General features: G+C 61.2%; 14 protein-coding genes. 7 read left to right on the forward strand and 7 right to left on the reverse strand.

All coding sequences use genetic code 11. The features are described from left to right. Positions 1–64 precede the first annotated feature (64 nt). Positions 65–820 carry an SDR family NAD(P)-dependent oxidoreductase gene (locus QRN36_RS09215; protein ID WP_285423778.1) on the forward strand — a complete coding sequence of 252 codons (756 nt, stop codon included), beginning with the start codon at positions 65–67 and terminating at the stop codon, positions 818–820. Positions 821–851: 31 nt separating this feature from the next. Here the strand turns inward: QRN36_RS09215 and QRN36_RS09220 are convergent, their stop codons facing one another. Further along, positions 852–1421 carry a TetR/AcrR family transcriptional regulator gene (locus QRN36_RS09220; RefSeq protein WP_285423779.1) on the reverse strand — a complete coding sequence of 190 codons (570 nt, stop codon included), beginning with the start codon at positions 1419–1421 and terminating at the stop codon, positions 852–854. Between the two features lie 187 nt (positions 1422–1608). Here QRN36_RS09220 and QRN36_RS09225 point away from each other — a divergent pair, with 187 nt between their 5' ends. Beyond that, positions 1609–2265: a glutathione S-transferase gene (locus tag QRN36_RS09225; RefSeq protein ID WP_285423780.1), complete on the forward strand. Its 657-nt coding sequence runs from the start codon at positions 1609–1611 to the stop codon at positions 2263–2265. A 53-nt stretch (positions 2266–2318) separates the two neighbouring features. Here QRN36_RS09225 and QRN36_RS09230 read toward each other — a convergent pair whose 3' ends face one another. After that, the gene (locus QRN36_RS09230; RefSeq protein ID WP_285423781.1) at positions 2319–3251 is read right to left on the reverse strand and encodes an AraC family transcriptional regulator; all 933 of its coding nucleotides are present in this window, start codon (positions 3249–3251) and stop codon (positions 2319–2321) included. Between the two features lie 278 nt (positions 3252–3529). Here QRN36_RS09230 and QRN36_RS09235 point away from each other — a divergent pair, with 278 nt between their 5' ends. The 4 genes from QRN36_RS09235 (at position 3530) to QRN36_RS09250 (ending at position 8490) form a co-directional block, all read left to right on the forward strand. After that, on the forward strand, positions 3530–4843 hold the full coding sequence (locus QRN36_RS09235) for a sugar ABC transporter substrate-binding protein (protein ID WP_285423782.1): 1314 nt from the start codon (positions 3530–3532) through the stop codon (positions 4841–4843). Positions 4844–4929: 86 nt separating this feature from the next. After that, positions 4930–5703, forward strand: coding sequence for an L-iditol 2-dehydrogenase (locus tag QRN36_RS09240; protein WP_285423783.1), 774 nt, complete (start codon positions 4930–4932; stop codon positions 5701–5703). A 340-nt stretch (positions 5704–6043) separates the two neighbouring features. After that, positions 6044–8146, forward strand: coding sequence for an EAL domain-containing protein (locus tag QRN36_RS09245; protein ID WP_285423784.1), 2103 nt, complete (start codon positions 6044–6046; stop codon positions 8144–8146). Positions 8147–8247: 101 nt separating this feature from the next. Next, a complete protein-coding gene (locus tag QRN36_RS09250; protein ID WP_285423785.1) occupies positions 8248–8490 on the forward strand; it encodes a hypothetical protein in 243 nt (80 codons plus the stop codon). A gap of 41 nt (positions 8491–8531) precedes the next feature. Here the strand turns inward: QRN36_RS09250 and QRN36_RS09255 are convergent, their stop codons facing one another. Further along, entirely contained in the window at positions 8532–8759 is a 228-nt protein-coding gene (locus QRN36_RS09255; protein WP_285423786.1) for a hypothetical protein, read from the reverse strand. A 214-nt stretch (positions 8760–8973) separates the two neighbouring features. On the opposite strand from QRN36_RS09255, the gene QRN36_RS09260 reads away from it, so the two are divergent. After that, positions 8974–9264 carry a hypothetical protein gene (locus QRN36_RS09260; RefSeq protein ID WP_285423787.1) on the forward strand — a complete coding sequence of 97 codons (291 nt, stop codon included), beginning with the start codon at positions 8974–8976 and terminating at the stop codon, positions 9262–9264. A gap of 9 nt (positions 9265–9273) precedes the next feature. On the opposite strand, the gene QRN36_RS09265 is transcribed toward QRN36_RS09260, so the two are convergent. The 4 genes from QRN36_RS09265 to QRN36_RS09280 all read right to left on the reverse strand — a co-directional run bounded on the left by QRN36_RS09265 (position 9274) and on the right by QRN36_RS09280 (position 12435). Next, positions 9274–10326 carry a diguanylate cyclase gene (locus tag QRN36_RS09265; RefSeq protein ID WP_285423788.1) on the reverse strand — a complete coding sequence of 351 codons (1053 nt, stop codon included), beginning with the start codon at positions 10324–10326 and terminating at the stop codon, positions 9274–9276. Positions 10327–10523: 197 nt separating this feature from the next. Then, on the reverse strand, positions 10524–11012 hold the full coding sequence (locus QRN36_RS09270; RefSeq protein WP_285423789.1) for a GNAT family N-acetyltransferase: 489 nt from the start codon (positions 11010–11012) through the stop codon (positions 10524–10526). A 100-nt stretch (positions 11013–11112) separates the two neighbouring features. Further along, positions 11113–11274 (reverse strand): hypothetical protein, encoded by a 162-nt coding sequence (locus QRN36_RS09275; protein WP_285423790.1) that lies wholly within the window; start codon positions 11272–11274, stop codon positions 11113–11115. Between the two features lie 39 nt (positions 11275–11313). Further along, a complete protein-coding gene (locus tag QRN36_RS09280) occupies positions 11314–12435 on the reverse strand; it encodes a beta-glucosidase (RefSeq protein ID WP_285423791.1) in 1122 nt (373 codons plus the stop codon). Positions 12436–12452: the final 17 nt, after the last annotated feature.

The following is a 12452-nucleotide window of genomic DNA, read 5'->3' on the forward strand; positions in this document are numbered from 1 at the left end:
CGGCGCAAGGTGGACGTGTCGACGGCAGCCAGCCTGCTGCCGCGCATTCACACGGGAGAAAGAGATGACTGCAGATACACGTGAATTCGAAGGTCAAGTGGCACTGATCACGGGCGCCGCCAGTGGTATCGGCCGCGCCGTCGCCCTGATGCTGCACGCACGCGGGGCCCAGGTGATCGCTGAAGACATCAGCCCGACGGTCGAGCAACTGGCACGACCGGGGCTGGTTCCGCTGGTGGCCGACATCGCCCGGGATGGCGCGGCCGAAACCGCGGTCGCAGCGGCCATTACGCATTTCGGCCGGCTGGATATCCTGGTCAACAACGCCGGCATCATCATCAACAAATGCGTGGTGGACATGACCCGCGACGACTGGGAGGGGATTCAGGCAGTGAACACCACCGCCGCATTTCTGCACGCCCGGGAAGCGGTGAAGGTGATGACGCCGAATCGGCGCGGGGCCATCGTCAACATCGCGTCCTATGCGGCGTATCAGGCCTTCCCGACGATTGCCGCCTACGCCGCCTCCAAGGGAGCGCTTGCCCAGTTGACGCGGGCGTTGGCGCTGGAGGTCATTGATCACGGCATCCGTGTCAATGCCGTCGGTTCCGGCGACGTGATCACCAACATCCTCAACGATGTGGTCGATGACGGCCCTGAGTTTCTGGCGCAACACGGGGCGAACACGCCGATCAAGCGCGCCGCTCAACCGGAGGAAATTGCCGAAGTCGTTGCCTTCCTGGCCTCCCCGCGAGCGTCCTACATCGTCGGTGCGGTGGTCATGGCAGACGGCGGCATGAGCGTGCCGGCTGGAGCCTGAGCGGACCGGGGCACGCGACGTTTCGCAAGCTTCAAGCGGCGGTCGTCGGAATCAGCCCCGATTCGCGATAACTGGCGATCAGTTCGTCGAACACGGCAATGTCCAGACGCGCCCGAGCAATCAACTGCGCCCCGGCGACCGCGCTGTAAATGGCGCGGGCGCGACGTTCACTGCTGGGCTGGTCGAACCCGGCCGTGGCCAGCACCTGCGCCAGCCAGTCCACATTGGTGTCGGCGAATGCCAGCACCTGTTCCTTGACCTCGTCGGGCAAATCCTCTTGCTCGGCCGCCATGAAACTGGACAGACACAGACGGTTGCCGTCTTCCAGCGACGTGCGGAAGATCGAGGGGTAGCGCGCCAGGCATTCAAACGGATCTTCGGTTGACGCGCGAATGCCTTGCAGCACTTGCGCCGTGTCCTGCCAATAGCGCGCCGCGACGGCTGCGCCGAGCTCGGCCTTGCTCGCGAAGTGGTAGTAGATGCTCGCGTTCTTCACGCCGACCGCTTCGCCGATGCTGCGAAAATTGATGCCTGCATAACCATGCAATTGCGCAGCGGTTTTCGCGGCGTCCAGAATCGCTTCACGGGCGTTCTTGCTCACGTTTCTGTCCTCATTTGCCAGCCAAAGCCCGATTCTACGCCGGAAACAATCTACCTGCCAACTGACAGGCAGGGGCTTGACAGCGCATTGGTTTGCGCCCAGAGTTTTACCTACCAACTGACAGACAGGTGAAACCATACAACCTTCTAGCCGCTCCTCCGATGCTTCTTCCAACTCCGGTGCCCGTATGAAAATCCATGACTGGTTCAACGGTCCGTACCCTGCCCGCGTGCGCATCGCACTGGCAGAAAAAGACATGCTTTCGCGCATTGATTTCGTGTCGGTCAACCTCTGGACCGGCGAGCACAAGCAGCCGGAATTTCTGGCGATCAATTATTCCGGCACGCTGCCTGTGCTGGAACTGGACGACGGCACGCTGATCGCGGAATGCACGGCCATCACTCAATACCTCGACGCCCTGGATGACAATCCGATGCTCACTGGCAGCACGGCGCTGGAAAAAGGTGTGATTCACATGATGACCAAGCGTGCCGAGATCGAGTTTCTCGACGCCGTCAGCGTCTATTTCCACCACGCCACGCCTGGCCTCGGCCCGCAGGTCGAGCTGTATCAGAACCAGGAATGGGGCCTGCGCATGCGCGACAAGGCGCTAAGGGGCATGCACTACTTCGACCGTGTGCTGCAGCAACAGCCCTACGTCGCGGGCGATCATTTTTCGATGGCCGATATTGCCGTTCTTGGCGGGATGATCTTCGCGTCTCTGGTAAAGCTGGCCGTGCCCGATGAATGTGAGGCACTGCGGGCATGGCACGCCAGAGTGCAAGCTCGCCCCAGCGTGCAGCAATGGCAACAGATGGTCGAACGCGGCGCCCCACAGAGCTGATAACAGGTCACGTGTCCATCGAGAAACGCATCAATGCTGCGGCCTGACCGACATCAGGCTGTGGCGCGGACGCGGTTCAGGTTGAACAGCGTGACCCCTGAGCCGCGACGATACTGGGTCGGCGTCACCTGCATTTCGCTGAGAAAGTGCCGATTGAAATTGGACAGATTGCAATACCCCACCTCAAAGCAGATGTCCGCCACCGACATGCGAGTCTGCAGCAAAAGTCGGCACGATTTCTGGATCCGCAACTTGCGCGTCAGGTCGATGAAGCCGTGACCGGTGACCCGTTTGAAAAAACGCGAGAACCCCGGTTCGCTCATGTTCAGGCGCTCGGCGATGACCGACACCCTGATGTCCCCGCCCAGTTCTTCCTGCAGATACGCAAACGCCCTGCGAATCCGCTCGGCGCTCTTGTCATCCAGACTCGGCGCGTAGCAGGCGCTGGCCAGGCACGTTGCCTCATGCTCGGGCGCTGCGACGAACACGTTGAGCAACTGCAGGAACAGCGCCAGCCGCTGTAAACCCGATGCCGGGCCAATGGCTTCAAGTAACCGCGCGGCTTCGCTGGCCGTGGCACCGAAAAACTCCAGTCCGCGCCGGGCCTTTTCAAACAGCGGTTGCAAATCGCCAAGCTCGGGCATCAGCGAGCGCAGGCTGAGCAACGATGCCGCGTCGAACTGCAACACCACATCACGTCCTTCGATGTGCTCGCCTGGCGACAGATCGCCCATCCAGTCATGGGGCAAGTCCGGCCCGATCATCGCGACATGCCCCGGCCCGAACGCGCCGATGTAATCGCCCGCCACCAGCTTGCCGCTGCCATGACGGATCAGGTGGATTTCAAATTCCGGATGATGGTTCCAGCGGGCCAGCGCGTAAGGGTAGTCGTGTTCATACGAGCGAAAACTCTGCTGGGGCTGGGGCAGGATGACTTCGAGCTCGGCAGGCGAATGCTCGAAGAAAGACGTGAGATTCTCAGCCATGGCTGGCCTCTTCTTATCGTTGTCGGATCGGGCGTGTATGCAGCGTACGCCCTTTTCATTGAAGCACTCCACCTTGAAAGACGCGACGCACCGATACTTTTTTAACCGACGTTGCAAACCACGCCCGCGTCAGAAAAGTATCAGTCGGACGTCCCCAGCGCGTTTGCCGGGATCAATACGTGCTGATGTAATCCATCGCAACCCCGCCGTCCGTGTCACGCCGCGAGCGGGCAAAACAACAATAACGTGGCCACGTCGAGGTGGCCGTGGAGAGCATCATGAAGATGACTGTGAACGCGATTCTCGTGTCCTGCGGGCTATGTCTGGCCGGCGCATCCTGGGCGGACGAGACGATCACCATCGCCACCGTCAACAACAGCGACATGATCCGCATGCAACGGCTGTCCAGCGTGTTTGAAACACAGCATCCGGGGATCAGACTGAATTGGGTGGTGTTAGAAGAAAACGTCTTGCGCCAGCGGCTGACCACGGACATTGCCACTCAGGGCGGGCAGTTCGACGTGCTCACCATCGGCACCTACGAGACGCCGTTATGGGCCGCGAAAGACTGGCTGGAACCCATGAAGGATCTTCCCGCCACCTACGATGTCGAGGACATCATCGCGTCGGTCCGACAGGGCCTCTCCCTCAATGGCACCTTGTACGCGCTGCCCTTCTACGGCGAAAGCACCGTCACCTATTACCGCACCGATCTGTTCAGGCAGGCGGGCCTGACCATGCCTGAGCACCCGAGCTGGACTCAACTGGGTGAGTTCGCCGGCAAACTCCATCATCCTGAAAAAGAGCAATACGGCATGTGCCTGCGCGGCAAGGCCGGCTGGGGCGAAAACATGGCGCTGCTCACGACCATGGCCAACAGCTTCGGCGCGCGCTGGTTCGATGAGCAATGGCAACCCGAGCTGACCGGCCCGGAATGGACAGCCGCGGCGAACTTTTACGTCAACACCCTCAGGCAATACGGGCCGCCCGGTGTTTCCAGCAACGGGTTCAATGAAACGCTGGCGTTGTTCAACAGCGGCAAGTGCGCCATCTGGGTCGACGCAAGCGTTGCAGGCTCTTTCACCACGGACAAAGAACAAAGCCGTGTGGCGGACAGTGTCGGCTTTGCCCCTGCGCCCGTTGAAGTGACCGACAAAGGATCGTCCTGGTTGTATGCATGGTCGCTGGCGATTCCGGCGACCTCACGCCATAAGGAAGCCGCCAAGGCGTTCATCACCTGGGCGACGTCGAAAGAATACATTCAACTGGTCGCGCAGAAAGATGGCATCAGCAACGTGCCGCCGGGCACGCGCACCTCGACCTACAGTGACGCCTATCTGCAGGCAGCGCCCTTTGCCAGGATCACCTTGCAGATGATGCAGCATGCCGACCCTGCCCACCCGTCCGCCAAACCCGTGCCTTACACAGGCATCCAATACGTGACCATTGCCGAATTCCAAGCCATCGGCACATCCGTCGGCAAACTCTTCTCCGCAGCGCTCACCGGACAAATGCCCGTCGATCAGGCCCTCGCCGCGGCGCAGGCCACCACCTCAAGGGAAATGAAACGGGCGGGTTATCCGAAAAAATGAATCGCCAGGTCGACGCTGACCTTTCTCTTCGTCAACACACAGGGCAGCGCCACACACCGTATTTTCAAGCATTGGACGAAACACTCATGAAACGACTTGACGGCAAAAGTGCATTGATCACCGGCTCGGCACGGGGGATCGGACGGGCCTTCGCCCAGGCCTACATCCGCGAAGGCGCTACGGTCGCCATCGCCGACATCAATCTGGACCGGGCGCGACAGACGGCCAACGAACTGGGCCCGCAAGCCTATGCCGTGCAGATGGACGTCACGTTGCAGGCTTCCATCGATGAGGCCATCGCTCAGGTGGTCGGCAAGACCGGAAAGCTGGACGTGCTGGTCAACAACGCGGCGCTGTTCGATCTGGCGCCGATTACCGAGATCACCCGGGAAAGCTATGAGCGACTGTTTGCGATCAATGTCGCCGGTACCTTGTTCACGCTTCAGGCTGCTGCCAGGCAGATGATCCTTCAGGGCCACGGCGGCAAGATCATCAACATGGCCAGTCAGGCCGGGCGTCGGGGCGAGGCGCTGGTGGGTGTTTATTGCGCGACGAAGGCGGCGGTCATCAGCCTGACGCAATCGGCGGGTTTGAACCTCATCGCGCACAAAATCAACGTCAATGCCATTGCGCCCGGTGTCGTCGACGGAGAGCACTGGGATGGTGTCGACGCCCTGTTTGCCCGATACGAAAACCGCCCCGCCGGCGAAAAGAAGCAGCTCGTGGGGCAGCAAGTGCCGTACGGCCGGATGGGCACCGCCGAAGACCTGACGGGCATGGCGATTTTCCTTGCCAGCGCGGAAAGCGATTACGTCGTCGCCCAGACCTACAACGTCGACGGCGGCAACTGGATGTCCTGATGTGTGACCGCGTGCCAATCCGGCCACGCAGTGTTCAGGCGTCACCTGCAGCATGATGGCGTGTGGTTGACTTGACCGTCAGCCGCCGCCGAGCGCCGCATGCTTGAGCGGAGTCGCATCCGCTCAAGCCCCTCTGCGCGCCTTTCCCCTTTTCCCCTCTCCTCTGAGTCCCTGAATCAACCTCGCATTCACACGCCCCCGAACATTTCTTGTACAAATTTGATATGCGGTACAACATTTCGTCTAAATATAGGCATAATGCCACTACGCAACCCCGCTTCGAGCCTGCCTGGATGCAAACGTGCTTGAGAGCTTTGCTCCATCAAGAGGTGTGACTCCTATGCCGCAGCTTGAAAATTCCGACGTCATGTACCGCCTGCTCATTCAGAGTGTGGTGGATTATGCGATCTACATGCTGACCCCGGACGGCATCGTCGCCAACTGGAACGCGGGCGCACAGCGGGCCAAGGGTTACACGGCGGAAGAAATCGTCGGCCAGCATTACTCGGTGTTCTACACCCCTGCAGATCGCGCCTCGGGTATTCCTCTGCTGAACCTGGAGATTGCGCGGCGCGAAGGACGCTTTCAGGCCGAGGGCCTGCGCCAGCGTAAAGACGGCTCGTATTTCTGGACGAGCGTGGTCATCGATGCCATCTACGACGAAAACGACCGCAGCCGGCTGATTGGCTTCGCCAAGGTGACCAAAGACATCAGCGAAAAGCGCCAGCACGAACTGCAGCTGCTCAAAAGCAAGGAAAAGGCCGAGCAGCAGAGCAAGGAGCTGGCGTCCCTCTCGCGTTTTCTCGACTCGGTGATCAGCAACATTCCAGCCGCAGTGATCGCTCAGGACGCGCAGACCGGCAAGATTCTGCTGGCCAACCACCAAGCGGCTTATCTGTTTGCCTCGCATCAGACTGAAATGGCCGGCGGTTACGCCAGAGATGTGGTCTCGCCTGCAGCGGCGGCCTTTCTGGACCAGCAGATGGCCAGAGGGCTGCATGACAACCGCATTCATGAGGCTGAAACCCTGGTCGAAACCGCCATCGGTCCGCGCACTTTGCGCAGCCGCGTCCTGCGCGGCCAGCACACGGGCGGTGAATCCGACTATCTTCTGTTCGTCGCCGAGGACGTCACCGAAGAAATTGCCGCGCAGGCGCAGATTCATCACATGGCCCACCATGACGCACTGACCGGGCTGCCAAACCGGACGCGGCTGCGCGAGCAGCTCGACGACGCGCTGACCCGTTCAGGCCAGGCGCAGAAGCTGACGGCGGTGTTGTGTCTCGATCTGGATAATTTCAAGAACATCAACGATGCACTGGGCCATGCGTTCGGCGACAAGTTGCTGCGGGCGCTCGGCCAGCGTCTGCGCCGCGAGCTGCGCGACGACGACACCCTTGCCCGCCTCGGCGGCGACGAATTCGCGGTCGTCCTGCCGAACCTGGATTCCGACGGCGCTGCACAGCTCGCCGCCCAGCGGTTGATCAACGCCGTCGCCACGCCGTTCATGATCGAGGGCCACAGCTGCCTGGTCGGCGTCAGTATCGGTGTGGCGATTGCGCCCACTGACCACGACCAGCCCGAGCAACTGCTGGGATATGCGGACATGGCGCTGTATGAGGCCAAGCGCAACGGGCGCAACCGCTTCGAGTGCTTCCGCCACGAGCTCGACGAATCGGCGCGCAATCGCCGGGCAGTCGAAACCGAGCTGCGCACCGCCCTGCATCTGGGGCAGTTGCAGATGCATTACCAACCGATCGTCGGCCAGCGCGGCAGCGAAATCTCGGGTTACGAGGCGCTGATGCGCTGGGCGCATCCCACCAAGGGCACGATCATGCCCAATGATTTCATTCCCGTCGCCGAAGAATCCGGGCTGATTCATGAGATCGGCAAGCGGGCGCTGAACCTGGCGTGTCAGGAAGCCGCCAGTTGGGAGCAAAGCCATACCGTGGCGGTCAATCTGTCGCCGGTGCAGTTTCGCAACAGCGATCTGGTCGACATGGTCCAACTGGCCCTGGCCGATTCCGGCTTGCCTGCCGGGCGACTGGAGCTGGAAATCACCGAATCGGTACTGCTGGAAAACAGCGAAGACAACGTCAACACGCTGCAGGCGTTGAAAGCGCTGGGCGTGACGATCTCGCTGGACGATTTCGGCACGGGTTACTCCTCGCTGGGCTATTTGCGCTCGTTTCCCTTCGACCGGATCAAGATCGACATGTCGTTCGTGCGCGAGATGAACGAGAGCAAAGAAGCGCTGGCGATCATTCGGGCGATCATGGGCATGAGCACCAGCCTGATGATGAAAACCACCGCCGAAGGCGTCGAAAACCAAGAGCAGCTGCAACAGTTGCTCGCTGAAGGCTGCACGCATTTTCAGGGATATTTCTTCGGCCGGCCGGTGCCGGCGGGCCAACGCGCGGTGGAGATTGCTCAACCGCTCTGACGCTGTGATTCGATCACGAGCGAGTGACGTTGTTTTTCGAGCCTGTGCTCCGCTACGCTCAACTGCAGTCCAGGCGAACGTGTCTACCAAGGGGATTGAACATGACCAATGCCAGCGAGCGACACATCATCGCCATTGCCAGCATGTTGCGCACGTTGCGCAAGGCCGTGGAGGAGCTTGAACAGCTCGAGTTGCATCAGGTCGAGCCGCTGCGGGGTAATCAGACCGTCGACTCGAAACAGTCGCTGGCGCAATGTTTCAGCAGCCTGCAGGCCTCCATCGAGGAGATCGAGGACCTGTTGGCAACGGTGGCCGAGGCGACGGGCGACAGCGGCAAACTGTGAAGCCGCAATCGCGCCGCCAGGTGCAGGCCGATCAACACGAATCATCTGCTCGTTGGGTTTTCTTCGGACACCGAGTTGTTCACGGCCACGTCATCCATGTCCTCTTCAAGCATTCCGCCATCGGGATCGAGCGGACGTTCTCCTTCCGTCGACGCACCGTCAGGCACGTCAGGCGGCGGGTTGGGCATAATGTCCGGTCTGCCCGGTTCCAGTGGTTCGATGGGCGCATCCGCACCCGATCCGCCCTGCATGCGCATTTCATTGTTCACAAGCACCTCCATCGGCCCGTAATGGTCGGGCCACACGCATTCGAGGACGTCGGTTGCGCAGGGTTCTGGGAATTGGCTGGACGGTCGACGCGCCACGCACACGGTTCGATCCTCGACCACTTCGCGTTGATTCCATGCTATGAATTGCCGCTGGAACCGGTGCATGGGCGCCGAAGAGGTTCTTCGTCTGAATGATGTCCGGTCGGGAGGTTGTGTGAGAGACATTTCGAGCGGGGCCGTGCCGGATCCGGAAGCGGGCATGGCGCCGCAGGAAGGCTGGTTTTCCCGCGAGGATCGGGCGCGCATCGATGAGCTGATGGCGAAACTTCTGACCAGCGAAACCCGGGAAGGCGTTTCGCGCTATCACGCCATGGCCGAGGGCTACCTGCTGGGCTTGCTCGATTGCAACCACGTCAGTCAGCCGCACCACGATGCGGTGCGCCAATATCTTCACAATATCGCCATCGCACGCTTGAAGCGGGTCAAAAACACCCCGCGCAAGTGACGCACACCTTCAGCGTGCGAGCATCAGCCGGTCCCGGCCTTCCTGCTTGCCCTGATACAGCAACTGATCGGCACGGTTGAGCGCGTCCCGGAACGTCTCATCGGCTTGCAGCGTCACCACCGACAGCGTCGCCGTCAGGCTCAGCGCCGTGCCGTCGGCAAGCCCCGACTGCTGACGGATTTCAAGCATCACGCGTTCGGCGATGTGACGCGCATCCTCAAGGGTCGTGTCCGGCATGAGCACCAGAAACTCCTCACCACCCCAACGTGCCGCGATGTCCGTGCCGCGCACGCAGCCTGAGATGACCGTGGCGATGCGCTGCAGCACCGTGTCGCCGACGTCGTGACCGTGGCGGTCGTTGATCTGTTTGAAATGATCGATGTCGATCAGGACGATGGCCGTGGGGGTTGCCCTGGCGGTGCCGGCACCTTGACGCAGGCGCTGCATGACGCGCCGTCGCGTGTACAGATTGGTGAGGCTGTCACGGTGGGCCGAGTGAAACAGGTTCATGTGCATGGAGAAGTTGAATCGCACAGAAAGCCCGGTGGCATGCAGCAACAAGGCGGTGGCGGTGAAGGCATTGAACAGCCCGAACAGGTCTTGGGCGTCGGCACTGATGCTGGTGACCGCCACGCGATGGCGGAAGTAAAAACCCAGCACGGCGACTCCCAGAATGGCAGCGCTCAGGCAGCCCCGACGGATCGGCGCTGCCTGGAAACTGAAGGTGATGATCGGGATGGTGCAGAACACGTAAAAATGAAAATTGCTGTCCCAGCCCAGCACCCAGGTGGCGATGGCTGCGTGGGCAACGATTTCAGTGCAGATCAGCATGCCCGCGCAGCGATAGGCACGTCGGCGGATCGCCAGCAGGCAGGCGACGTACGCGGCCATGCTCGCTGCGTTGGTGACCCAGAGAATGGGGATGTCGACGATCACGAACAGGCCGAACAGCAGAATATGGATGGCGAACGCGATCTGCACGATCGGCAGCAGGTGCTTCCAGTATTCAACCGTCGCGTCCCGAGTCACCTGGATACGGTCATCGGCGGAAAGGCGGGTCATCAAGACTACTCAATTAAAGGGAGGATGAGGCTCGGTCAGGTCAGGGATCTGTAAGAGATGTCGGCTTGGACCACGGCGCCTTGAAGCAGTTTGTCGGGAGTGTGGGTGTGAATGAACGAACGCTCGAAGCGGGCGATGCCACAACCGTGCGCGCTGATTGCGCGCACGTTCGTGGCGGGCTCAGGACACTGCGCGGCTTAGAGCGTCAGCGCGTAGAAACGCGTGTCCACGAGCATCAGCGGAAAACTGGCGGGAAGCTGCTGCGGGTCGATCAGTTCGAAACCATGCTTCTCATAGAACCGGTGCGCCGCCAGAAATTTCGCCGTCGTGCCCAAGTAGATCTTGCGCACGCCACGCGCCCTCGCCGACTCGATCAAATGATCCAGCAGCTGCCTGGCCACGCCGAATTCCCGGCCTCGCCACGCTGCGCCCACGAACATTTTGCGCAGTGCCACGTCACCCGCGCCGATGTCCTTCAGACCAATAGTGCCGATGATCTGACCGTCCTTGCGTGCCACCCAGAAATCGCCGTTGCCGGTCTGATAGAACGACTCGATCTGCATCAGGTCCGGCTGATCCTCGGCGGTGATGTCGATGCCGAATTCGTCTCGCTGAATCGGCACGATCAACGCGACGATGCCCTGTTCGTCACCCGGCACATATCGATCAATGGTGATGCTGTGCATGTCCTCTGGCTCCCCTGCGGCCGATCAAAGCGCGTCATACTGCCCGGACCTTTCGAACAGGTAAACCGCCGGCGTGGCGTTTGTCGGCGAACTGGACAGCTCAGCAGGAACCCGGTGGAATGCCGTCCTTGTTGAAGTCCTTCAGTCGCTGTTTTTCGGCCTCGGTGGCATGGGCCGGCACATCGTTTTCCGTGGGTCGCTTTTCTGCCGGCTGCTGTGGCGCAGAAGGTTTGTCGGGGGCGTGTTTTTTTGCATCGGTCATGGTCGGTGTCCTCCGTTAGCTTACTGCTTGGGCAGCAGGCTAGCGGCGCAGTTCAGGGTTTCGACCCAGGGCCTGCAACGCTTGATGCAAGGGGTGAAAAGATGCGCGACTGCCTTCGCCGTCTGGGTAGCCGAAAACCCCGGCCGGGCAATAGCGGTCATCGTCCCAGCCGGGGTAATCCAGAAACGGGTACCAGCACAGCCCCTCGATGCAGACACCCCGCGCTCGCGCCGCGACTAACTGCGTCGCCACGTAATCGAGCCAGGGGACGCGCTCGTCGCCTTCGGCGCCGGTTTCCGAAAGCAACACCGGCCGACGGTAGCGGTGGTGGACCTCCGCCAGCATGCCGGCCAAGGGTCGAAAATTGGCGTCGCCGCGCAGGATCTTCCCCGCGCTGAGCGTCCATTGGTTCTGCGGATAGAAATTGGCCCCGATAACGTCCAGATACGCTTCGCGGCCACCCAATCCCGGCCATTGGCGCCCCGCGAGCAGATCCCAGGCTTCGAACTGCGCCAGTCGATAGTCTTCAGCCCGGGAAATGTCGCCAGCGCGCTGAGTACCGGCGATCACGTGGATCAACGGTTCACACTGAACGAAGCGTGCGTCGGGCATGTGCACCCTGATAGCGTCGATGGCAGCGATGCCGGCGCGCACCAGTTGATGCTTGAGCTCCTGCCCTCGTCCCCGCGCCCCCGGATTGAAGTAGCCGACCTCCCCGCCGGCCCAGCTCCAGAACGAAATCTCGTTGACCGGTGAGTAGGTCGCCGCGGTGATGCCCTCCTCGACCATCAACCTTGCAGCCGCGCCGGCGAACCGGGCGAAACGCTCGACAAACGCCGGACGCCAGATATCGAGGTCGTCCGGGTAGCCGTAATGACAGAGGTCCCACACCACCTGAATCCCCTGGTCGCGCGCGGCCTGCAAGAGCGGCAGGAAACTGCGCCAGTCGTAGTGCTCCGGACGCGTTTCGATCAAGTGCCAGCGCAGCCCGTCACGGGCGCACCTGATACCCAGCTCTGCCAGCCTGGCGTAGTCCTGGCTGGCCCATTTCGCGTGGCCGCTGGAAGCTTGAAGATCCAGCCGTCGACCATCGCCGCGACGCTGGCTCGAACACTCATAACCGGCCATCACAAATGAACTGAACAGGCGCGATTCACTCATCCCGGCCACCCGCTGGC

It is taken from the genome of Pseudomonas sp. efr-133-TYG-103a (assembly GCF_030209235.1).
GTDB lineage: Bacteria > Pseudomonadota > Gammaproteobacteria > Pseudomonadales > Pseudomonadaceae > Aquipseudomonas.

Bases quoted from the DNA above. Each gene is read 5' to 3' on its own strand.
- QRN36_RS09215 (WP_285423778.1), top strand. From the start codon at position 65: ATGACTGCAGATACACGTGAATTCGAAGGTCAAGTGGCACTGATCACG.
- QRN36_RS09225 (WP_285423780.1), top strand. From the start codon at position 1,609: ATGAAAATCCATGACTGGTTCAACGGTCCGTACCCTGCCCGCGTGCGC.
- QRN36_RS09230 (WP_285423781.1), bottom strand. From the start codon at position 3,251: ATGGCTGAGAATCTCACGTCTTTCTTCGAGCATTCGCCTGCCGAGCTC.
- QRN36_RS09235 (WP_285423782.1), top strand. From the start codon at position 3,530: ATGAAGATGACTGTGAACGCGATTCTCGTGTCCTGCGGGCTATGTCTG.
- QRN36_RS09240 (WP_285423783.1), top strand. From the start codon at position 4,930: ATGAAACGACTTGACGGCAAAAGTGCATTGATCACCGGCTCGGCACGG.
- QRN36_RS09245 (WP_285423784.1), top strand. From the start codon at position 6,044: ATGCCGCAGCTTGAAAATTCCGACGTCATGTACCGCCTGCTCATTCAG.
- QRN36_RS09250 (WP_285423785.1), top strand. From the start codon at position 8,248: ATGACCAATGCCAGCGAGCGACACATCATCGCCATTGCCAGCATGTTG.
- QRN36_RS09265 (WP_285423788.1), bottom strand. From the start codon at position 10,326: ATGACCCGCCTTTCCGCCGATGACCGTATCCAGGTGACTCGGGACGCG.
- QRN36_RS09270 (WP_285423789.1), bottom strand. From the start codon at position 11,012: ATGCACAGCATCACCATTGATCGATATGTGCCGGGTGACGAACAGGGC.
- QRN36_RS09275 (WP_285423790.1), bottom strand. From the start codon at position 11,274: ATGACCGATGCAAAAAAACACGCCCCCGACAAACCTTCTGCGCCACAG.
- QRN36_RS09280 (WP_285423791.1), bottom strand. From the start codon at position 12,435: ATGAGTGAATCGCGCCTGTTCAGTTCATTTGTGATGGCCGGTTATGAG.